Source organism: Paenibacillus tundrae (assembly GCF_036884255.1).
Lineage (GTDB): Bacteria > Bacillota > Bacilli > Paenibacillales > Paenibacillaceae > Paenibacillus.
Window position 1 is genome coordinate 3,493,112 of record NZ_CP145605.1, and the last position, 24,093, is coordinate 3,517,204.

A 24,093-nucleotide genomic window follows, 5' to 3' on the forward strand; every position below is an offset into this window, starting at 1 on the left:
TAACTAAGCTTATTTAAAAATAGACACAACGAGATAATAGCAAAAAGATAGTAGTATATACCTATATACCAAGATTTGATATATGGATATATTTGTTATTGTAAGGTAACAATTTCAAGAAATCGAGGAGTTATTTAATCAATGTTAATCTTCTCTAGAAACTACAAAATTGCCTTTGCCTTGTTATTTGCATTTTTGCTGTTGAGCACCTCTGTAAATCCTTCTTATGCTGAATCTTCTGAAGATGTATCCTCACAATTGGTTGTAAAAGAAGTCGAAACGCCAAAAATTAAATTTGAAACCCAAGCAGTTAAAAAGTGGGGGCCTTACAGTGTTAGACCTCGCAACATAGGGGATTACGATGGTGCAAGTGTTTATACAAACAGTGGCGTAAAAACATTTCAAATTACTGATGTGCAGATGGTAGGAATTCATGATGGTGAACCCGCCTATTTCACTTTAAAAGTTACAGACTTTACTACAGGAAACGTTTTATGGAGTAAGACTTTTACTGAAGATGTTAAAGGGAGAAGTTGGGATGTAAGTAATGCAGTTCCAGGTAGAACTTATCAAGTGATTATTGAGTCACATACCAATAATGATACTGATGGTGGTTTCTGGATTACTGTGGACGGGTATGCATACCAATAAATTTATAAAAAGTAAAGAATGCCAGGACGAGAACAACGTCCTGGCATTCTTTATTTTTTACTTGACTGTAGTAGCGTAGTATATCATTGTATTTTTATCAAATTGTACACTACTCATTTCAAATAAAATATTATTTTTAATCCAAGTTAGCATACCACCAGGATGATTTCTAAATGGGCTATAATGATACTTAACCCCATTTTTTATTATGATCTCCGTGCGGTCTGATCGATTTATTTCTTTTCCATGATAATAGCTCTCAGAAAGACTTAGAACAGAGTCAGTATCTGACAAGTAAAATATCACAAATGAACCACCAACTTTTTTAGTGAAAATTTCTAAATTTCCAGGAATACTTGCGTAAAGCGGATTAAAGTTCACCGTCTTATTATCAGATATTTTTTCCTCCACTTTTAATGGTTCTGCATTTACCGAATTCACATATACAAACATTGAAATTAAATACAAAGCAAGAAGCATTTTCTTTTTCATGGTTTCCTCCACTAAAGTTTACTTATGAATATCATAAACCTTAGATAATTAAACTATACCTTTGCGGACAATAAAAAAACTTCCTAACTATCTCCAACTTTCTAGTAATCTACTCCGTTATAATTAGTAGACTTAAAGAAAAATATGATTAGCATTGCCAACTCTTTAGTTAGGGAATTTAACATCAAAAAGGAGTCTCAGTCTATGAAGGTGAAAAAATTAGTACCGCTTTTACTTGCTGGAATTGTTGGTGGTTCGATTTTAGTAGCGACGACTACAACTGCGGAAAGAGTTATTGCCCAAACTCCGATGGAGGCAGCAACTGAGTACTTCGATGCTTACATTGCTAAGGATGCAGAGGGAATGATGTTCTATTCAAAAGATACAAACTATTTAGATGAGAAAAGTCGTGAAGGAGGATATGTAAAGGATTTGAAAATCAATCCTACTTCTGGGTATGAAATTGTAGAAAGTACACAAATCAACAGTAATGAAGTTCAACTTTATGTAATTCAAAAATATGCAGGACAAGGGTACAAACAGTCACCACCACTCCCATATAAAGTTTTCAAAAGCGAAAATGGATGGAAGGTTTTAGTAGAACCTTTAGAGATCAACACAGTGACAGGTGAAGTTACTAAAGGTACGTCGATTCACGAATGGAAGTATACGGATAATTAGCTAGAAGATGATATTAAGAGAGGCCAAGAAATTCTCGACAGTATAATTAATCCTTTCGGAACTTTTAATAAGGTAGCCAAGAAAAAAGGACTTCTCCATTTCTGATGAGAAAACTGTTGATAATTTAGATGTTGTAAGTGCTGATACGATACAGATTTTTTATTACGGCATTTACTTTGTACAAAGTGATTCCTAGCTAACGTAGCCTTATTAAGCTAACGGAAAACGTTAGCTTAATAAAACTTTAGAAGGCATCACAGTGATCAGCTGCTGATTTCAACTAGCGGGCTGACAATAAGGATCGTAGCAGAAATGCTGATGATCCTTTTTTGTATACCTAAATAGCCTTTCAGATCGATTTATGACTATCATAGAAGCCTATTGGCAGGAGGATAGATCAGATGTAGAACTATATTGGACTGTTATGGAAAAACAAGGTATAGAAAGCCACTGCGCGGATCTGATGCTCTTTAATCAGTATTTATGGTGTAAAGCCAAGGAGCTGGAAGAAAATGAATCGGCCGATCTTAGGCGAATTGATCAGGTTTATGAGATGATTAAGGGCACTAGTAAGTTATTTGAGGTTAGGGCTGGACACGGGTTCATAGAAACTGACTATATATATTTCAAGACAGACGATTCTATTTTCTGGCATGGTTGCTTGTAGGGCAAGAGTGCATGTTGGAGATTAAACGTAGCAAGCGCTGCAACAATCGTATTCTTCTTTTTCATTATTAATGCTCCTCTCATTTTTCAATATAATAGTTTGATTCTATTCAGAAAAAACAGTTCCGCGCATTTATGCAACGATCCCTATTATCAGTCCGCTAGTTGAAAACAGCAGCTACCAGCCGGTGAACTGCTCCATGATGTTTTCGACTAACGTTCCCCGTTTTTAGCGTAATCAGCGATAAATAAATAAGCTCAATTTTTTTTAATATACGCGCTGGATATATTTTTGTTCAAATCTTGTTTCTCTACTTATTGTGTAGAAACAGCCCTTTATGCTTATTGAAAAAATCAAAGTACACTTTGGGGTTTTCTAATTCCCACCATTGCTTTATGTCGACTGGATTAGCTTCTAAATCATATATTTTTGTAAAGTCCATCGCCAGTAAAAAAGGTGAGTGCGTTGCAATGATAAATTGACATCCGCAATAGTGAGCCATTTCCTCTATCATTTTGACAAGTTCAAGCTGCATTTTAGGAGATAGACTGTTCTCCGGTTCATCCAAACAATATAATGTGTCATTTTTAAACTTGGAATTAAAATAACTCAGGGCGGTCTCCCCATTGCTGTTCAGTTTAATTTCGGTGCCGGCGACTCTGCGAATAAACTCCCTGCGTGAAATTGATTTTTTTCTTGAGAGCACCTGTAACCTCAATGCTTCATAATCATCCATACTATTCATTTTCACTGTATTGCCGAACTTCAGATTTCCCCATTCCGATCTTATATCTTCTGTGCTATCCACGATTTCATCGTTGTTTGTGCGGACTGTAAGCATATAATCAAAAATATCGTCACTTGTGATTATCCTGCTTCCATTTGGAATTCGATGTTTAAATCCCTCGTCGTCAAGTCCAAGTTCAAATTTACAATGTTCAACATATGAACTGAACAATTCACTTGAATTGAATGGAGCAATACGATTTAGTTCCAATTTATTCGCTATGAGATTTAGAAGTGTGCTTTTCCCCGAGCCGTTTCCTCCATATAAAATTGTGATTTTTGAAAAGCTCAATTCGGAAAACCGATTTTTTGAGAAAATGCCACATGGGTAAGTTTCGTCGACATATCCAAACCTACCGCCATTGTATGCCATTCTTTGTTCTATCAATGAGGATTCTTCATCTATAGGCAATATGAATTTATCTAAATACATTTTCATTCCTCCGTAATTCATCTAACCTGCTCTTATGTTTTCTCTTCAGTTTCAATTTGAAGTTTTCAACTAGTAAACTTCCCTCAATAATGTGGGAGCTTCCTCTTCTAAAAGCATTGATTGCTCAATCCCTTTCCATTCATAGTCGATGTAGGTATTATAGCAGACGAAATCTACTTATCTTATCTTGGTTGTTCTAATCTGCCCGTTAACTTAATGACAGTCTAATATAATTTTTACGTTCGTTACTGTCTTAAAAGGTATACAAAAGGGATTGTATGCATTTTGATCTGTACCCCTTGTCAAGGACAATTTAAAAAAGGTTAGGCTACTTCAAGCTGCTGTCTGCATCGTGCAGGCGGCAGCTTATTTAAGTTCCATTGACCTCGATAATGATTGTAATAAATCATGTAGCTTTTCACTTCTTGCTTAACCTCATCCAGGGTCATACATGTTTTGAAATTCGTTTCATCTTTAAAATGCCCAAAGAAGGACTCTTGTGGAGCGTTATCCCAACAGTTTCCTCGACGTGACATGGATTGATTTAGCCCCATTTGTTTCACAAGCTTTTGGAACTTTGGATGGGTGTAGTGAAACCCTTGATCCGAATGAATCAAGGCATCTGGAGTGAGATGGCGATGTTTTCTGAGTTGTTTCAACGTTTCGATCGCTATGTCCAAACCTAGAGAAGCGGAGACTTCAGGCTAAAATCTCATCCGTTTCAGCATCTTTAATCGTCGAAAGATAGGCTCGCTTGGTTGTCCCATAAGTTAAATATATGATGTCGGTTAAGAGCACCTTACCAGCACTCCCTGGTTTAAAGGCTCGTTTTAACGTGTTGGGACAAGTTCGATGTTCTTTGGTAGCTTTAGCCATACGACGTGCGGGATTTGCTTTTCGAATCGGACAAACGATGTTGTACTTCTGCATGATACGACGAATTCTTTTCAAAAATAGGTTCCATACACCCACTCATTAACCGATGGTCTGGTGAAAAACCATGAATCATTATAATCGGTTTACCTGTACCCATTTCCTCGTAATATATATTGGCATGCTTAAGTTTACAATATGGCATACATTCTCCTCCAATTAAGCAATCTTTAATTTGCTCGTAAAATAGAAAAATCTCGTTATTTAATTAAGCAAACAGATCTACGTTTCCGTTCTATTAGTTAGTAATATAAACCTCATATACCTCGTATGTAAAGAACGTAAGTTCCCCAACCGAAGATGAGTTCAAGTACATCAAATATTTCGATATAGGATTTACCTATGTAAGTAATTGATATTATATATTTCTCCAATGGGGTTTAGTTAGCTTAAGATGGATATGTAACCATTTGAATATAATAGGAGGATGATTCAGATGTCTTTTTATGATATGAAGATCCATACCATAGATGGAACGCCAGCTGATTTAACAAAATTCCGTGGGAAAGTTTTACTTGTTGTTAATACAGCAAGTAAATGTAGCTATTCTCGCCAATTTACGACTCTTCAGCAGTTGTATGAAAAGTACCATCATGATGGTTTGGAAATTCTCGCATTTCCGTGTAATCAGTTTAATGAGAAGGAACCCGGGGATAATTCGGAAGTGAAAGCTTATTGTGAGAATCTGTTCAAGTTAACGTTTCCGTTATTCGAAAAGATTGAAGTTAGGGGCCAAAACGCCCATCCCATTTTCCAGTTTTTAACAACTCAAGCGCCATTTCAAGGTTTCGATACTGAAACCGCCAGCGGGGAATGGATGAAGAATTTTCTAAACGAGAAGTTCCCTGATATATATATGGGTGACGGGATTAAGTGGAACTTCACTAAGTTTCTGATCGATCGTGACGGTCATGTGCACGGGAGATATGAGACCACAACTGAACCACTTGAAATAGAGCCAATAATTAAATCGTTGCTAACAAAGTAGTTGAACAATGTATTAAACTTTTTTGTCGGTTAAAGACAGCATTTCCTGAATAAGAAAACGATCTTGACCCTAGAAGAAACAGGATCAAGATCGTTTTCTTTGATTATAATTGCAAGAAAATCTTATAGAGAACCTGAGTAGCTTCTGCTCTGGTTGTCATTCCAGTAGGACTCAAGGTGGCATTGCTTCGCCCATTGATGAGACCCATTTTAACCATTGCAGCCATATCATCAACTGCGTACTTGGCTACATTTACGGCATCGGCAAATCTCTTGAGATCCTCTGCTGTACTATTCAGCTCGGTTTTCTCCACTGCCCGCAAAGCTCTCATGGTCAGCACAGCCAAATCTTGTCTAGTAATTTCCGTTTCCGGATAGAAGCTGCCATTCGAGCCCAGGGCGATTCCGAGTGCTTTTGCAATTCCGATTTCTTCATAATAGAGGTCTTCTAGCTCAACATCATCAAATGTGATGTTAAGTTCCGCTTTAAGCCCCAGTGTCTTTACTAGCCAGGCTAGATACTCACCCCTTGTGACCTGTCGGCCGGGACTAAAGCTTGTTGCTGATGTCCCTTCGATGAATCCTTTGGACGCCATTGTTTGAACAGCTGGTGCATACCATGAATCCTTAATAACGTCATTGAAATACTTCTTAGTATACACAACTGCATATTCACCTGTATTTGCAGCTGTAAAAACCATGGCTTGTAAATCGCTATCGTATCTGCCATTCAGTAGCTCTACAAACGTACTGTTTGCAGCCATATACGAAACGGTAAGGTATTTGGAATTAGCTAATTCTTCAACACGAGGAGTGTAAGGCACTCTGATTTCAGCCGGAGCATTCAGGGCTACCATTTCTACTCCATCTAAGTGAACAGTAAATGCAATAACAGGCTTGTCGTTTGTCACAGATTTTACTTCTGAATGAAGCTTTGTAGGATCTAACTGGCTTATTGCCAGTTCTACATTCTTCGCACCTGATACATACTTCAGCATATTAGAAGGCACGGTAATGGTACCAAATTCCGTGTTAATCACTATCTTGATGTTGCCATGATCTGCGGTTAGCGTAGCTGCAGGAAGCTCGACTGCATAGGAACTGGCTCCCGTTGCTTTCGGCATTTCCACTACAAGCGTTTTAACATTACCTCCATTCGCTTGCGCATGATCAATAGCCTTATTAATGTGTGCCTGCCGGATGGATGCTCCTTTAGCTATACCGGTTTTGCTATCCGTCTTTGGTGCCAAAATCTTAATCCAATTCCCTTCGACTTTTATGTTTTCAGGAGTTACAGTTGGAGTCGGAGTAGGTGCAGTGACTGACACAGGTGAATGCGTTGAAGGCGGTGTTATTGTCGGTTCTGGATTGATAACTGGATTGCTGATAACGACAGTAAGGGATGGGCTCGCATAATGAGTTGCCGTTTCTTTATATCTCACTTCGTAGATTCCGTTGCCAAGACCTCTAACCTCTGTGCCTGTAATCGCATCCCACTTTACAGCGTCTCCTCCCTCTTGCCGGTATTCCATCGCAGGACTTACACCAGTGATCTTACCGTCCTTAACACCCACTGCACTGACATTTACAGCCATGACCTCTTGACTGGACGGTGGATTCTGCTCCTGTTTAGTTCCTACAGGGACGATGATTAGAATAGTAGGGCTAGGATTGGTTAGATCCGTTCCGGCGTACCGGAGATCATAACTGCCTGCCTCCAGGCCTTCAATGCTGGTTCCACTGACAGACATATAATCACCTTGATCCGTCTTCCGGTACTCCATATCGGCAGTCACATTTTCAATTCTGCCATCACTTCCGCCTGCTACTGTAGGCGGTGTAATGATCAGTCCTTCCGCTGTTGGGGGCTCTCTGTCTTCCTTGGCTTCATTGCGAATATCTACGCTTACCGGCAGACTTGCCTTCAGGCTATCTGTGGCTGCATACCGAATTTGATAACTGCCAGGGTTCAGATCACTGATCGTTGTACCTGTTACAGGCGTATAATCCGCTTCCCCCAGTTTCCGGTATTCCATCGTATCATTCAAACCCTCAATTTTACCTTTTGTCTCAGTATCCGAATTGGCGTGTGAGATTACCCAGCCACTCGCATCGGGTGCAGCTTGCTCCTGTGTCTGCCCTTCTGGTATAAAGACTTCCTTATCCAGGCTGGCGCTCAGCGAATCGGTCTTCATATACCGGACATAATATTTACCAGCGGTGAGGTTCGCAACCTCCGTTCCTGCAATTGCAGTATATTCTTCTTCGCCTTCTTTCTTATACTCCATTTCACTTGTAACACCAAGCAGTTTGCCGTCTTCTCCATGGAGAACCGACGGTGCCACCCCGGTAGGTGTGACTGGAGCTTCACGATCAGGCATAGATACCGCCTGGTGAACTTCCCATTCCCATAAGCCTACACCGTTATCTCCTGCCCGTGATTGCTTAGTCAAGGTAACCCGCAGTGCCTTTACCTCCAGCGCCGGATCAAGCGTGTACGGATTGGAGGATTCTGCAGCAGAATGTTCAACCACTATAATTCCTTCCGTAATCGTTCCTACGGTTACCCATTCATTCGTAGCGCTATCTGCTGGGATGTAGGAATACTTAATTTGGGTAGGCGGCTTAATCCCACCCGCGTCTGACCACAGCACCAGATCAGAACTGCGGATGGAGGCACCCTGCGGCCATTCATATTGCACCCACTCCTCTGCGCCTTCATGACCCCAGGTTCCCCAATGCGGGATGTTGTTGCCTTCCTTCTTACTGTCATTCACTGCGGCCAGACTCTCCCAAGGAGACGTGTAGCTGGAAGAAGCATTGGCGAGGAGGGCCATATTGCCATCTTTCGGGCTCAGCAGAGTCAAATCCGTCAGCAGTTTCTCCAGCGCCATCTTTATTTCTCCGTCTGTGGCATTCATATTCTTGATTACAGCAGAAGCTTCTGTCTTCGCCGCTTCAATGGGCGACAGGCCAGAACCTATAAAGTTCGAAGCATTTAATGTATTTACATAGTTATAGACCTTGATCAGTTCTGACTTATCTTCTACAGCGCCAGTATAACCATTTACCTTCCACTCCAGAATACCGATACCATTAACGGAAGGCTTCATGTCCATACGGACACCTGTAATGTATTGAGGCTCAAAGGTCGTTGTATTGAATTTATTAAGTTCATTGCCCAGTCCCTTAATGTCCCGCGGGGTGTACCATTTCCCATCTTCGCCGCGGAGCATAAGTTGTATATCCTTCGGACGGAAGTTCCCGCCGTTGTCCTGAAATACATATACATCCATCGAAGTGGCCAGGAATGGCTGATCCCATTCATACGTCACCCATGCCGGATCTCCTTCTCTTCCCCAGTTATGCCATGCACTGTTGGCGGCACCGCGGTTCGGTGAAAAATCTGCTGAGCTCTTAGGTTCAATACCGTTATTCATCGCTTCCGGATAGCCGTCGCCACCAGAGAAGCTGGCGGAGGCTTTAGCTGTGAGAGCTGCATTCTGTAATCCTTTATCTACGACATATACGGTAGCCCAAACCTCCAATGCACTACCATTGACGTTTCCTCTGATTTCAACTTGCCCTGGACTCGCATAGCTGCTTGGATCAATAACATCCCAAGTAATGTCCTGCTGAACGTAGCCGTCCTCTGACAGAATATAAATTTGTTTAGGGAGTTGTGGTGCAATATCCTTCTTGGTCACTACACTGAGTGCCCGGTAAACAGCAACTGTATCTTCCTTAATCTCAAGAGTTACATCCTTGCTAGCTTTCTTGTCTCCATCTGCCGCACTGAAAGTAAACACGTAAGTGCCTGCCTTACTTACACGCGCATAGGCCGATGCCTTATCACCATCCACAAAAGAAATATCAGCTGAACCCTCAGGCTTTTGCTTCACGGTCCAAGTGTAGTTTAACTGCGATTCTCCTGCCTCGCCATGCACAGGATCAGGAATAGCCTCACCAGACAATACCACGATACTGTTATTGCTAACATCCTGAACCGCAGTCGCCTGGCCAATTGCTGGAGGCTGTTTATCAGGTGGAGCAGCCAACTCAAAGGTTACCGGACTGGAACCAGTCAGTGTTCCATCACTTGCGCTAAGCTTAACTGTATATGTTCCCTCTTTCGTACCTGTAGCCTGTGTAATGCTTGCTTTCGGATGATTAAAGGTGAGCTTGCCGCCTTCCGGAGCGCTGACGACTTCCCATTGATACGACAGTGTCCCTTCTGGCGCGCCATCATCGGTTACAATTCCATTCAGCATAAATGGAATTAACGCCTGCGGGTGTTGTGTCGCCAATTCAACAGTCATTTGCGGAGCTTCATTTTCACCGCCGGCTGATTTTTCAATGGACAATTCAGCTTGTTGCACGCTGCTCATTTGGAACATCGCAACGCCTGCATTATTCTTAACATAGAACTGTCCGGCTTTTTCACCATTCAGCTTCATCGTATAATAGCCATTCTCCATCCCTGCGCCATCGAACGAAATCCGTGAGGTATGTTCTTTTCCGGAAACGTTGAGAAGTTGAAGAGTGTAGCCCTTACCGTCTTTTTGAATTTGTGCGCTTTCTATTTTATCGCTTTCGAGCTCCAAATAGATTTTCTCATCGATCAGATTGATCCGTTTACCGAAACCGTCTTTCGGTGTAATGTTGTAGCTGTCTCCTTCGTCAGTCACCAGCACCCCATATCCGAACAGCCCAAATACGGGATCTGTCACAATATCGGAGCTGATGCTGAGTAGGGAACCATAGAGTCCTTCTTCCGATTCGCCCGAAAAGTCATTCCAGCCATTACTCATGACGCGTGAGCCGCCATCGTATACGTCTTTAGTTCCTGTTCCTCCCTTATACATCGAATATCGCCAAGAGGTGCTGCCAACTGAATTAGCGGAAATCTGACCCATATTGACAGCATTGAAGTTCGAAATCTTCGCAGCGTAATTACGCTGCTGTGCAATTGCCTTCTGCTCCACCGTCCTGCCATCATTCTCATATCGGAGCCAATCATCCATAATGTATCCTGCTAAAGACGCAGTGTATTGGAAATTCCACCAACCTTCACCGCCGCGGAAGACAGGCACTGAATAATGGAACCAGGTAGGCTGTATCCCGCGCATGGCACGTGTTTTCCAGTCGGCCATTTCCATACTTTTCTCTGCAGCACCTGTAAGCGTGTCTGTTGGATAGTACGTACGCAGCGCCTTCGCTGCTGCATAAGCCCCTTCTTCGCCGGTATTATCATATTCAAATTCGGATCCGTATGGATACGCGGCTCTCGTCATATTTCTTCCCTTATCGAGGGCAAACTTCTTCTGCAGATTGGCTGACTCGGTCTGCATCCCCTCTTCCTTCAGTGCTTCAATCATATCTGGGATTTGCTGCTCGCCATAGAATCCGATGGCTCCGGTTGAAACACGCTTATAATAAATGTTATATGCCTTCTCCAGATAAAACTGAGGTGATTCCCGATACTCGATGAGATTAGGATACGCCTTCTGAATCCGGTACATGTTGAAGAATCCGGTAGCTTCCATGATTTCGGAGAATGTACGTGTATAGGGCTTATCTTTGTCCGTATATGCCCCAGAATCTTTTAGCCAGTTTGCAACGATGTAGCTATCCTGCGTATTCTTCATGTATCTTTCCCACATGAAGTCAATCAGGTATGTCTCGATAGAGCGAATTTCATCCGGGTTAGGTTCCAGATAGTTCTTCATTGTCATGAAGTTGATGTTGTCATGGCTCCAGTCATCCCCCCAATGGTTTATGTTGAGATCCTTGCCGCTTGAAAGATACCAATCGAAATAGTTACCATAAGTCGGACTTTCCGGGTTCATGTCCTGTGTCTGCTCGACCATGAATTCGGAGTGGGCGTCCGAGATTGCATCCAGTTCGGCTAGAACATTGAATTCAAATTGAGTGAATTTATCCACCCATTCGCTGCCTTCCTTCAGCTTATATTCAACACGCACGCTGTTGTTGCCAATCGAATCAAACTGAAGGGAATAGATATGATGCTGCTCACCATTTACAATTTTAGTCTCCACAAACTCAATTGACTCGTTATAGCCGGGATTCCCATTAGGCAGTCCCCGTCCGCTACGTGAGTTGTCAACCATTTCCTGCCTACTCTTCCCAGGCTTGATATCCGGAATATGCGCTTCGTCAAACGGATCATTCTCATCCACATTCAGAATATCGATGGACTGTACATCAACGATACTGTCGTCATAGTGCAGATCAAGCTTTACAGGCATATTAATCGCAGTCTGGAAGCCCGGCACCGCTACGGCATCAATCATGCCTGATTTATATAGAATGGAGCGGAGATTGGCTTCACGGTCTTCCATTGAGGTCGAGCTGTTATTAGGGCTTTGGGCACTTTCCTGCGGCGTATTGTCGCCTCCACGGATCGCTGAGAATTTGAACTTATACGTCTTGGACTCATCCGGCCCGAGAACGAGACTGGAAGCATCGGTATAGTAACCGCGTCCTGTTTTTTGAACATCTTTGGAGTGGATATAGAGAACGTTCAACCCTGGATACCAACCGCCACTGTCCCCGGTCCAATTCTTAAATGTATCTGCAGCACGTAACTCTCCCGCCTCATGCATCCAATAATCCACATATTCGATCCGAGCACCGCTCTCCGGCACCGGAGTGAAGAGCATAAAGTTCCCCTCACCACTGGTGCGGATGGCATAAGAATATCCACTATCAGCACCTGCAAAATTATGCACTGTCACACGGTCATCATAAGTATCAGATAAGGTCTGGTATTTGTTATTCCAAGGCATCGGCAAGCCAATATCCCCGAATTCTATATACTGGTTACTCTTGTTCTTCACCGTAATTTCCCACAGCATTGAACCGTCATTGGTCTCCATATCAAAAACTGACTTCACATCGAAGCCCTTCATTACCCGCTGAACCGTAGAGTCCAGGTTCTGTCCGATAAAGTTGACTTCTACCTTCTTGCCATCTGCTGATGCTAACTTGTTAATATAGGGGTTATTAGGATTGATCGTCGAATATTGTGTAGATCCTCCAGCGGCCAATGTCTTATTGGTATCCACTTCTACAAAGCCGTCTCTGTTGTCAGGGAATTGTCCACTAGCACCCGTACGGTAAGAGAAGATCATTTCACCCATCCACTGGTGCTGAGTACCATTTTGCGGTGAAGTAGTGTTAGGTAGGACGAAATTGATTGGCTTTCCCTGTTTATTGGTAGGGTTATTGTTGATATAGAGCTCTTCGATCTGGCCTAAGTCCCCAACTTTGGCAGATAGGTTGGCATTGGAAATATCGTTCTTTACTGCAGCCGCTGCGACCTCTGGCAGCGCGCTAACCTGTAATGGCAGACTTGAAAATGCCAGTGAGAGCGCGATCATTAGCGACTTCCACTTCTTCGAAATCATTGTCATAATAACCTCCTGTATATATGTGATCATATGCATTAGGCGATTAATTCTTTTAAACCGGTAAGTAAAGTGCCCTCTACGAAATACTTCTGACCGATCCATAGAAAATGACGTTCATGCTTTCGGCGAGAGTAGAAGCATTCCTTCAGATGACCATTGAATACCCCCTTGTTCGAAGCAGGGTCAATACAAACTTAAATAAAGCTTGGGGCATCCTTTGGGTCGCATAGAAGGGAGTTTGCATTAACCTTTCACCTCACCGACTGTGAGCCCTGAGATGAAGTAGCGCTGAAAGAATAGAAGCAGAATCAAGATGGAAACAATGGCAAATACGGCTCCTGAGATCAGTTCCTCATAATGATTGCCTAATGGGGATACGAAGGAAGCCAGCCCAATCGGTAGGGTGAACTGTCCCATTGTCCGCGGCACGATGAGTGGCCACAGAAAGTTATTCCGGCTGTTCATGGCCCGCAAGATGCAATTGCACCAAACGCCGGTGCCATAAGTGGCACCATAATGCGGAAAAAGATACCAAACTCGGTACACCCTTCAATTCATACAGGAGCCGTTTGAGAATAGAAAACTCAGTTTCGTAAGCGCTTTATTTTCAATGATACTTGTTGTATCATGAAAAATAAATGATCGATGCCAACATGAATTTTAAATATTTCAACCTGATCGGAGGTGCCGGATTGGACTCGCCCATTCTTCATTTCATCACTCCACCTATTCCTTATTTCATTGATTGTGGACGTGCTTATTACGAAGCCGGTGAATATCACATCAGTCGCAGTGACATTGGTGTCTTCGATCTAATTGTCGTTACGCGCGGTTCACTCGCCATTAGTGAGAACGGGACAGAATGGCTTCTGAAGCAAGGAGAAGCACTCATACTTAAGCCCGATGGTCATCACTACGGCTACGCTGCCTGTAAGACAGAAACGGAAATGATCTGGATTCATTTTCAAACCTATGGCAGCTGGAGAGAGTCTTCGAACATGGACGAATGCTTAGCTAATCAAGCCGAACTAATTCAGACACACAAGGTAAGTGCGTATCTGAATCACTGTGATGTCTGTTCCATCTTCATCCCCAAACATATGCGTATTACAACTAAAGATATGGAACTGTTAGAGCATTTCTCTCAGCTCGATCAGGAGCCTCAGTCCATGCGCAATTGGAAACGGCAGGCGACTTTTCAGCAGTTTATGCAGCACCTGGACCTTGGACTGTCCTCACTAACCGACGTTGCTGCCATCCGGATTGCCGAGAAAGTTGAACTCTATATCCGTCGCAATTACCCTCTACCGATCTCCAATCCGATGCTGCAAAAGGAACTCAACTACCATCCAAACTATCTCGCACGCAGCATGCTGAAAGTGTATGGGATGACACCTATGGAATATCTGCTACATTACAGAATTGAACAGGCCAAAAAGCTGCTGCTGCAAACCGCCTGGCCCGTTGCCCGGATCGCAGAAGAGATTGGCTTCAATCACGTATCCTACTTCTCTTCATGTTTTGCCAAAAGAGAGGGTATCTCTCCTTCCAACTTCCGGAGCAAGTTCAACAACACAGAAATTAAATCAACGACTCATTCTGGACGGATGCTCTGAAAATAAAAAAGCGTCCGCTCACCAGATATTACGTTATCCTGCAACGCGATCTCTGAGTGTATCAGACGCTTCCCTCTTTGCTTATCAATTAAAGAATTACTTTTCAACGTAAGCTTACCTAGCCAGTTTTGTTCACTCACACTCTATCATCCTGTTAGATAGTCCCTTTATTCGCACTCCCGAATCCAAACGCTCATTTCTCCTTCATCCCGGTTGGCCCAAGTAAAGTATGGAATGAAGCGAAGCTCGGCTGGCTGGATATCCCATTGAACATCACTGCGATATAAATGTGTTCCCCAGTCATCATCGGATACCATTCGCCGTCCAATCGTTGTAAGTGCCGGAACCCCCAGAGGCATCCGCCCCCCGCTACCAATAGAAAACTGGGTCTTCCGGGGCAACTGAATGCGATGCAATCCGCGGCCATTATCGACTTCTTCGAGACAATACATAAACGGTCCCCGCTGTAAGGCTACTTTACCGAAAGTGGCTCTGATGTGATCGTGCCCTTTCATTCGCAGCAATTCCATAGGGAAGTGAAGCCTGATCTCATCACCGGATTTCCACGTACGGGTCACCTTCATATAACCGGATTCAAGAATAAACCCATCCTGATCTGTTTTCTCCCCATTAATCCACAGCTCGGGATTCACGCACCAGTCCGGTTTTCTCAGAGCTACTGTAAACTCCATTCCCTCCGAGGAGTCGGGTCGAACAATCAGCTTCACTTCTCCGGTGGAAGTATAGTCAGAGTCCATGGTTAGCCTTGCTCTTCTATCCTCAAGTGTGAATTCTGCTTCTCCGCCAATGTACAACTGCACATATAACGTAGCTTGTTCCACAACCGGGGTAAATACATATTGATCCAATGAGGCGAGTAATCGTGCAATGTTCGGTGGACAGCAGGCACAACCGAACCACCCTTGCCTACGTGTTCTTACATGGGCATAATTAGGATTCAGACGTTGAATCTCCGGATCGACTTCAAGTGGATTTACATAGAAAAAGCGTTGACCATCCAGGGACATTCCACTAATCACCGTATTATATAGGGCTCGCTCCATAACATCCGCGTACCGGCTATCTTGATTCAGCTGTAACATGCGCTTCGCCCAAAAGATCAGGCCAATTGAGGCACAGGTCTCTGCGTAGGCTGTATCTCCCGGTAGATCATAATCGCCTGTAAATGCTTCTTCTTTGGCTGATGAACCAATGCTTCCCGTAATATACATTCGCTTGCTTACAATGTTGCTCCACAACCGTTCACTGGCTTCTCTCAGTGATGTATCTCCCGTCTCAGCAGCTACATCCGTCATAGCTGCACACATGTAAACCAGTCGAACAGCATGGCCTTCTGCTGTTGACTGCTCCCTAACGGGGAGATGGGACTGGGAGTAAGTGTGCCGGTGAACCATGTCCAACTCGCTAAAATGTATGGTACGCCCCCGTTTTTCCCATTCCTCTACAAAAAAATGCGGACTCGCTCCGCGCTGATCCAGAAAATAACGGCTCAATTCAAGATATTTCTTTTCCCGTGTCGCTTCATACAGTTTGAAGAGCGCAAGTTCAATCTCCTGATGCCCATCATAACCTGGCAATTGTCCCGGTTCAGCACCAAACACAGTGCCTATATGATCCGCTAGGCGAATAACTACATCCAGGAGCATACGCTTACCCGTGGCATGATAATACGCCACACCCGCCTCAATCATATGTCCTGCACAATATAGTTCATGGCACTCGGCGAGATTCGTCCAGCGCGCTCCGGGTTCACGCAAGGTAAAGTACGTGTTCAGATAACCATCGGGTTGCTGTGCCCGGGCTATGGTCTCAATAACGGAATCCACAAGGACTTCCAGTTCAGGGTCGGGCTTCGCAGAGAGGAGGTATGCCGCTGCCTCAATCCATTTCGCAACATCGCTGTCCTGAAACACCATGCCATAATGAACACCCTCTTCCTCCCCTGCTGCAATGCGGAAATTTCGAATAGCCCGACTGGGTTCTGCTCCTTCAATACGGTCATTGAGCGCTTCCCATTGATAAGGAACAACCACACTGCGCACCAACTCAATATAGTGTGACCAGAATGGATCATTAATTTTATGACTATAGACTGGTGTCTGAGGATGATGCCGGACATCTGGTTTTGTCATGAGAACCTCTCCTTGTTCTACTTAATATCCTTATTTTACAAATCATTACATCAGCGCGAAATCATCATTTACAACTGAAATTTACATAATTACAACCTTCTACGACGGCAGCAAATAACCATGATCAGAATCTGCGAATACGAGCATCATTTTCATGTCCTTTCCAACAATTGATATAACAAAAAAGCCGCTAAACTAGCGACTTCAATTGGGAGACTTTGCCGTTATCTTACAGAAAGTCGGTGCTACTAAACCGTGAATCGATATTTGGCAGGAGTGATTCCATGCTCTCGTTTGAATATACGTACAAAATAGTTTAATTCCATACCTACCATTGTCGCGATCTCACCTACAGACAACTCTGAATGTTCAGATAGAAGCTCTGCCCCTCTGTGTAATCGAAGGCGTTGCAGGTAGTGACTGGGATTCACGCCATATATCTCTTTGAACTTACGTTGAAAATGTTGCTTGGAATAACCGACCGTATCGGCAATATTAGCAAGGCTTAGATTTTCCATATAATGCTGCTCCATATATTGTACCGAGGCGCGAAGCATCTCTTTCGCGTTTGTGGTGCTTCGATAGTTTTGCATTGGTTTCTCGCTTTGAGTCGTTGTAGCGATGGACGTTAACATACTATATATTTTCGTAGAGGCCTTATGATAAGGGTCGCTCTCCTCAGGATCACTTACATGCCATAGCTCCCTGATATCTGATTCAAGCTGCTGTATCTTTGGTTCATTTACTGAGATTGATTTCATGATTGGAAGTTGTAGTGCGTTAACAAGGGACTCAACAAAGCTTCCCTCAATGCCCATAAATCCTAATAGCCAGGGTTCATTTGCTGATGGACCATAATCATGAGCGAGTTTGCTAGGCACAAATAAGATATCTCCCCTTCTCATCTTGATATAAGGCATGTTCTCAAAATGAAAGGCACCTGATCCTGCAAAGCAAATCATACATTGAAATGTTGGATAACCAATAGGCCGATGCATCATGTGCTGGTGATGTAATCCGCAGCTATATAATGACAAAGGTAATTCAATCTTGCCTTTATTATGAAAAAGCCTGAATGGTAACATGCTCCTCTTAGATCTCCTTCAAAATGAGACTACAATACGATATTGAAGTACTATAATCTGGCGGATGTTGTGTTCTAATCTTAGACTCGTTCAATTATACCATTTTTAAATAAAACCAGGATCCTCTCAAATAGAGGTTCCTGGTTTTAAATTCCTGAATTCAAGGAATATGAAGGCTGTTTAATACATTTGCGATATTTTCAAATCTGCTGTATAACATCCCTACTTAGCGGTTCTTACACTCAAAATTCTCGATAGAAATCGTTTCGCATTTCCGATACCGCAAGGTAACAATCTTTACCGGTGAGCAATCTTGCTGGTACCCTCCACACATCTCCGTAATAATAACTGTCAGCAACGAGTTCTTCATCTGCGTAAATTTGAGCAACATCGCCATAATAATCAATATCTAAGAATCCTTCGGATCCTGTGACGGTGATCTTTTGCCACTTAACTTCTCTATCACCGCCCATATGCAGTTGCTCTGTATGTTTCGGTTCAAATGGAGGTTGTTCTACATCTTCGAACGTAATTGCAGGTGCTGTATAAGATTGCTGAATGGATCTCTGATTAAAGCTTACACCATTCCAATGCCAATATTGAAACCCACCGTCTTCCACAGAACGAATTTCGTTATCAGCTTTGTACAGATCACATCCATCGCCTACATAAAGCTCTCCATCCAGTCTGCGCAGATATCGTGCCTGATCCCAGCTCAGGGTAACCACTGTAGTGCCGTTGACCTGAAATGCAGAATCAAGCCCTGCTTGAGCTGTTATATTCTGTCCATCACTGAATTGATATTCGGGTGTAATTCCAGGTATTTGCGCAAAGAAGTAGGTATCTCCTTCTCTGCATAACGGTTGCACAGTGCCATAGTCGAGAACAATACCCGACAACTCCATACGGAACGGCATGAAGAAACTCACTTCTCCACACACATTAATTGACGGGAATATGACACGGCCTGTATCAATGACAACGTTCCGCACATCCTGAAGCTGAGTAAGCCTTTGATAATGATTAACAAATACATATCCACTCACACCATCTGTCCGCATCACATAACGCAATGATGTAGTATCCTCTCTTGAAACTGAATTCTCCGCTTCCACTCTGGTCATCGGTGCGAGTGTCTCCTCAAAGTCCTGTACGAACAAGTGCAGAATATTCAGCAGTCTGTACTGTTCTCGAACTTCGCCATACTCCGATAAAGCACACTGAAAATCATATGAAAGAATGGGATAATCGTTCGGATACCCTGTTGCTTTTGATTCCTGAAAAGTCGACAGCTTGCCAATTTTATTGGTTCCGCCATGGTACATATAGTAGCCAATCAGATTGTTACCATCACCAATCTTTACCAGCGATATGCTATAAATATCCATACCTCTAATTCGTGGTCTACGGTGATGTGTAACTTGAATACCTCCACCCAATTCGCAAGTTGCAAATGGATATCGTTCATACGGCAATCGCCACTGCCCATCATCTTCAATTTCTTGTGGAAGGAGATCTGCTCCTATGCCTGTGTCATTTCTCATACCCGTAAAGAAATAATGAGGAGATGGCGGAAGTTGATCTAGGTGATCGTCCCATGGAGCATCACAGTATCCTCCGAATACAGGAAACACTTCATCTACTGGTATTCGCGCTCCCTCAACAGCATTCCAACCAGTTACCGTATATATGGGGGCAATCATGCCACAATCCACAGCCATTTCTTTTAGTGTAGCCAGATGCTCGGCATCATTTGTTAACTCATTCTCTAACTGCACAGCAATGATGTTTCCACCATCTTTGTAGAAAAGTCCTTGTACCTGCTTCGAAATATTCTCATAGAAGGTACGTACTTTCTTAAGATATTCTGGATTGTTTTCACGCAGCTTAAATGGTTTTTGGAGCAGCCAGTCCGGAAGTCCTCCGTTTCTGCATTCACCATGTGCCCATGGTCCAATCCTTATGACAGCTTCAAGCCCGGCCTTCTTACATTCCAATATAAAAGCACGAAGATCATTGTCACCCGAGAAGTCGAATACCCCTTCGCTCTCTTCATGGTAGATCCAGAACACATAGCTAGATACAAGCGTAATTCCGCCTGCTTTCATTTTACACAGCTCTTTATACCAGTCGCTTCGATCATATCTGGAATAATGAAATTCACCCATGACCGGAATAGAAGGCTTGCCACTACGTGTAATATATAAACTTGTTACATCAATCTTTTCTCCTGCAGGATTTTCCCCACCAAGATTTAAATGATTTTGTAAAACTTCAGGTTTCTGATATTTTTTGAATGTATACATTAAAGTCTTCCTCTCTTCATTTGAATCATGTCTTATACTGATGTCATTGTAACGTAGAGAAAGATTGATACGTTAGGATTATCATGATGATAAATAGCACAAAATGAACAATTGTATGAAAGTAAGTATGTAAATTGAAATGTCAGTAGGTCATAGTGAAGTTAGAGAACAAAAAAACCTTGAAAGCAATTAGCACATCAAGGTAACTCAAACTAACCTATATAAATTAACTCATTATAACAAGGATCCCAGTCCCCTAATTATCTTCAATGATGGAGTTTACAGTCTGTATTAATAAAAGGATTGGGTTTGACGTGTGCCGACTTGGCCACCGTCAAATTGGGCGTCTATACCATATCGATAGAAAAAATACGGGCTGAGTATCCTATTTTGCATCGTTGCATGCGCTTCTATGACACATTGAGGATCAGATACAAGCTGCTCGATCAATGGAATCTCGTGCTGTGTAATATAGTCAGTAATCGATAGGATACTATCCCTAAACGCCTCTTTACCAAATAATTCATACCATGTTATCTCCGAATGTTGATAGTAGCTTTCCGGTAAAACTGTATGTGCCTTTCTTTTGTTATGCGTGACATTACAGTGCACCATGACTTCTATACTGGTTCCAGCTACATTATGTCTATTAGCCTGAAGATAGATGGAGATCATAAATTCCTGCGTTTTCAGCTCGAGTGCTTTGCGGGATTTTACATATTTAAAGCCAACGAGTGGCAACAAGTCCTGTAGCGCTTTTAACGTAAACTCTATTAACTCATGGGCGGAGGTCTGCTCGCTAAATGCATACTGACTAAGAATAGAGTCTATGCTTGCTTCTATACTTAATTCCTTACTTCCACGTGGACTAACGTTCTTGTTCATTCTAGATCACTCCTTTTAAAAAGAAAGCAACAACCTTACAGCCAAGCCAAGGTTACTATAAAGTGGAACTCATCGTCAATCAAGTCACATGAGTGATACATGCCCGTAAAGACTTGTCTACTTTTTGTTTAACATTATTTTACAGGGGTAACAAATTAACGATGATAATAATCCATTAACGCCGCATGGAAACCTTTAGCGGTCGGACTATGTTCTCGATTTTTATGAGTAATCAGGCCGTGAGTAAAGCTCATTGTTGGTGCAAAGGGGAGAATCTGCAGGGTACCCGTCTCGAGTTCATTCAGAATTGCTATTTCAGGGATCAGGGCGAACCCTTTACCGCAGCCTACATATTGTTTAATCATCTCCAGACTGGGCAGCTCTAACGCATCTTTGACTGTAACGCCAGCTTCTTTCAAAACATCCACGGCAGACGTATGGTACAAGCATGATGTGCCGTTACTGATGAAAAGTTGATTATTCAGAATCTGCGCTCCTAAGTCTCTCACGTTCTGAGCGATTTGCTCCGATGCAACCAACACAATCGTTTCTTCCACAATAGGATAAAAATGTAGCTCATGACGATTGGGGTTCTGTGGAACGATGCCGTAATCCAACTCATAGTCCAATACACTATTCAGAATGTCCTGATGTGTCCCATGTTCTATGCGCAAATTTACATTTGGCATGTTTCGTGTGTATTCCTGTATGAAAGGAAGCATACGTGTAAGAAAAAAAGATTCTTGTGTTCGAATACGTATCGTACCAGAAGGCTCATCCAGCTCATGGATATGTTCATCAAGAGATTGAATCAAATGCACATACTGATACGCATATTTGGCAAATACCTTTCCTGCATCCGTTAACTCTATCCCTCTTGGATAGCGATGTACTAATTTATGTCCAATAATCTTCTCTAACTGCTGGATGTGAGTTGTCACAGTAGATTGCACATAACCTAAACGTTCAGCAGCTCGACTGAAGCTTTTTTCTTCCGTTAAAGCGATGAAAGCCAGAAAAAATCGTCCTTCTAATGCATCAACCACTTCAGATCAACCTCTCTTATTTCATTTTGAAATAGTAAGCATTCGATATATTCGTTAGTCAAATAGATAGTTGTATTATACGATATCCTTAGTTGGTCGTGTTATTAAAAATAGTGAAGGAGATGTAATGTATGCAGGTTCGTTATCTGAATCAAAAGGTTGGAGATGTCGACGTTTTTTATCGCGAGGCCGGTTCTAAGGATGGTAAGGTTATTTTATTGTTACACGGCTTTCCATCTTCAAGTCATATGTTCCGTGATCTAATTCCCAAGCTTGCGGAACATTACCGGGTCATTGCTCCTGATCTTGCTGGTTTCGGACATACCCAAACGCCACCGCGTGGTCAATTTAACTTTACCTTTGATAATCTCTTCAAAGTCATTGAAGGTTTTACTCAGGCATTAGACTTGAATAAGTATGTACTATATGTATTCGATTATGGTGCACCTGTCGGGTATCGACTCGCCGCTGCTCATCCGGAGAAAGTTCAGGCGATCATTAGTCAGAATGGGAATGCTTATCTGGAAGGGTTTAGTGAAGCTTGGGGCCCTTGGGAGAACTATTGGCGCTCTCCAACACCAGAGAATCGTGAAGCATGCCGTGATTCCCTGACTCCAGAAACGATTCGTAACTTCCAATACCTGCACGGAGCAGATGCCAGCCTTGTGTCACCAGATGGGTATTCACTGGATATTGCATATATGTCACGTCCCGACGCGGAGGAGATCCAACTGGATCTGATTTTGGACTATAGAACTAATGTGGATCTTTATCCTGAGTTTCAGGCTTATTTCCGTAACTATCAACCGAAACTACTAGCTGTGTGGGGAAAAAATGACCCTGCCTTCCTTCCTGCTGGAGCTAAGGCTTATAAGCATGATCTCCCATCTGCAGAAATACATCTGCTGGATACAGGCCATTTCGCACTCGAAACACATGCTGACGAGATTGCTTCGCTTATGCTGCAATTTTTGGCTGATGTGAAATAGATCAGTCATCTAAAAAATAGGCTGAGCAAGTTAACAAAAACTAGCTCAGCCATTATTCATTATCTTTTAATTTCGCATATAGATTCGTTTATCGAACACACCATATCTTCTTTCAGTTAATTTATTTTATTGAACCGTATATCCACCATCAACGGATATAGCCTGACCAATGATATAGCTTGCGGAAGAAGAGCATAACCAAAGTACAACGGAAGCTACTTCCTCTGGTTTCGCTAAACGACCAATGGGAACTTGTTTCATTAATTCGTCCATAGCATCACTTTCCGTGGCTAACATATTTTCTACCATTGGCGTTTCAATGATCCCAGGACAAACTGCATTAATACGAATTCCTCTTGAAGCGTACTCTAAAGCAGTACTTTTCGTTAAACCCAATACGCCGTGTTTAGATGCATGGTATACAGAACGTTCGGGAACACCTATTAATCCACCCATTGAAGAACAATTAACGATCGCCCCTTCTGTCCCTTGCTTTCTTAACTGTAACAACTCATGCTTCATACAAAGCCAAATTCCCTTCGTATTAACGTTCATAACATCATCGTAAACGTCTTCGTTCAAATCAACCGTATCTGTCGCAGCATTTTGAATACCAGCATTATTATAGGCATAATCTAGTTTTCCAAATGTAGCTACTGTTTTCTCCACCATGGATTCAACAGATCTCTCATTCGAAACATCACATTGGATGGATATTGCCTGGTAACCTGCATTGATCAAGTCTTGTGCTTCTTGTTTAGGTTCATTTATATCCACTAAAGCTACGCTTGCACCTTCTTTAGCAAATAATTGTGCGGTTGCCAGTCCGATACCACCTTTTGCTCCAGTTACAATTACCACTTTATCTTTCATAGATACTGTCATTGTTGCTGTCATGAAAATTCCTCCTAATAATAAATTGAACTGCAATTGTTTAATCAACTCATGTT

At 42.6% G+C, this 24,093-nt stretch carries 14 protein-coding genes and 3 pseudogenes; 5 read left to right on the plus strand and 12 right to left on the minus strand.

The genetic code is table 11. From position 1 onward, the window contains the following. The first annotated feature begins 141 nt into the window (after positions 1–141). Entirely contained in the window at positions 142–651 is a 510-nt protein-coding gene (locus V6W81_RS15655; protein WP_338539644.1) for a hypothetical protein, read from the plus strand. A gap of 57 nt (positions 652–708) precedes the next feature. Here the strand turns inward: V6W81_RS15655 and V6W81_RS15660 are convergent, their stop codons facing one another. After that, positions 709–1,143: a hypothetical protein gene (locus V6W81_RS15660; protein WP_338539645.1), complete on the minus strand. Its 435-nt coding sequence runs from the start codon at positions 1,141–1,143 to the stop codon at positions 709–711. 204 nt (positions 1,144–1,347) lie between these two features. On the opposite strand from V6W81_RS15660, the gene V6W81_RS15665 reads away from it, so the two are divergent. After that, positions 1,348–1,824 (plus strand): hypothetical protein, encoded by a 477-nt coding sequence (locus tag V6W81_RS15665; protein ID WP_338539646.1) that lies wholly within the window; start codon positions 1,348–1,350, stop codon positions 1,822–1,824. A 977-nt stretch (positions 1,825–2,801) separates the two neighbouring features. Here V6W81_RS15665 and V6W81_RS15670 read toward each other — a convergent pair. The 3 genes and pseudogenes from V6W81_RS15670 to V6W81_RS15680 all read right to left on the minus strand — a co-directional run. Continuing rightward, on the minus strand, positions 2,802–3,710 hold the full coding sequence (locus tag V6W81_RS15670) for an AAA family ATPase (RefSeq protein ID WP_338539647.1): 909 nt from the start codon (positions 3,708–3,710) through the stop codon (positions 2,802–2,804). Positions 3,711–4,033: 323 nt separating this feature from the next. Further along, positions 4,034–4,661: pseudogene (locus V6W81_RS15675) on the minus strand (IS3 family transposase); the annotation flags it as partial. After that, positions 4,657–4,788 (minus strand): annotated as a pseudogene (locus tag V6W81_RS15680) (alpha/beta fold hydrolase); the annotation flags it as partial. The pseudogenes V6W81_RS15680 and V6W81_RS15675, both read right to left, overlap by 5 nt. 291 nt (positions 4,789–5,079) lie before the next feature. Between V6W81_RS15680 and V6W81_RS15685 the strand changes: the two are divergent. Next, positions 5,080–5,631 carry a glutathione peroxidase gene (locus tag V6W81_RS15685; RefSeq protein WP_338539648.1) on the plus strand — a complete coding sequence of 184 codons (552 nt, stop codon included), beginning with the start codon at positions 5,080–5,082 and terminating at the stop codon, positions 5,629–5,631. A 103-nt stretch (positions 5,632–5,734) separates the two neighbouring features. Here the strand turns inward: V6W81_RS15685 and V6W81_RS15690 are convergent, their stop codons facing one another. After that, the gene (locus V6W81_RS15690) at positions 5,735–13,066 is read right to left on the minus strand and encodes a DUF5695 domain-containing protein (RefSeq protein WP_338539649.1); all 7,332 of its coding nucleotides are present in this window, start codon (positions 13,064–13,066) and stop codon (positions 5,735–5,737) included. A 240-nt stretch (positions 13,067–13,306) separates the two neighbouring features. Continuing rightward, positions 13,307–13,617, minus strand: a pseudogene (locus V6W81_RS15695) (arabinose transporter permease); the annotation flags it as partial. Positions 13,618–13,755: 138 nt separating this feature from the next. Between V6W81_RS15695 and V6W81_RS15700 the strand changes: the two are divergent. Continuing rightward, on the plus strand, positions 13,756–14,679 hold the full coding sequence (locus V6W81_RS15700; protein WP_338539650.1) for a helix-turn-helix transcriptional regulator: 924 nt from the start codon (positions 13,756–13,758) through the stop codon (positions 14,677–14,679). A 167-nt stretch (positions 14,680–14,846) separates the two neighbouring features. Here V6W81_RS15700 and V6W81_RS15705 read toward each other — a convergent pair whose 3' ends face one another. From V6W81_RS15705 to V6W81_RS15725, 5 genes are all read right to left on the minus strand, one after another. Next, positions 14,847–16,832 carry a glycoside hydrolase family 127 protein gene (locus V6W81_RS15705; RefSeq protein ID WP_338539651.1) on the minus strand — a complete coding sequence of 662 codons (1,986 nt, stop codon included), beginning with the start codon at positions 16,830–16,832 and terminating at the stop codon, positions 14,847–14,849. A 248-nt stretch (positions 16,833–17,080) separates the two neighbouring features. Continuing rightward, positions 17,081–17,917 carry an AraC family transcriptional regulator gene (locus V6W81_RS15710; RefSeq protein WP_338539652.1) on the minus strand — a complete coding sequence of 279 codons (837 nt, stop codon included), beginning with the start codon at positions 17,915–17,917 and terminating at the stop codon, positions 17,081–17,083. Positions 17,918–18,159: 242 nt separating this feature from the next. Next, positions 18,160–20,223: a beta-galactosidase gene (locus tag V6W81_RS15715; protein WP_338539653.1), complete on the minus strand. Its 2,064-nt coding sequence runs from the start codon at positions 20,221–20,223 to the stop codon at positions 18,160–18,162. Between the two features lie 291 nt (positions 20,224–20,514). Beyond that, complete coding sequence (locus tag V6W81_RS15720; RefSeq protein WP_338539654.1) at positions 20,515–21,108, minus strand: hypothetical protein; 594 nt, start codon at positions 21,106–21,108, stop codon at positions 20,515–20,517. Positions 21,109–21,263: 155 nt separating this feature from the next. Next, the gene (locus V6W81_RS15725; RefSeq protein ID WP_338539655.1) at positions 21,264–22,154 is read right to left on the minus strand and encodes a LysR family transcriptional regulator; all 891 of its coding nucleotides are present in this window, start codon (positions 22,152–22,154) and stop codon (positions 21,264–21,266) included. Between the two features lie 131 nt (positions 22,155–22,285). Between V6W81_RS15725 and V6W81_RS15730 the strand changes: the two genes are divergently transcribed. Continuing rightward, positions 22,286–23,143, plus strand: coding sequence for an alpha/beta fold hydrolase (locus V6W81_RS15730; protein ID WP_338539656.1), 858 nt, complete (start codon positions 22,286–22,288; stop codon positions 23,141–23,143). Positions 23,144–23,269: 126 nt separating this feature from the next. Here V6W81_RS15730 and V6W81_RS15735 read toward each other — a convergent pair whose 3' ends face one another. Next, complete coding sequence (locus tag V6W81_RS15735) at positions 23,270–24,040, minus strand: SDR family oxidoreductase (RefSeq protein ID WP_338539657.1); 771 nt, start codon at positions 24,038–24,040, stop codon at positions 23,270–23,272. Positions 24,041–24,093: the final 53 nt, after the last annotated feature.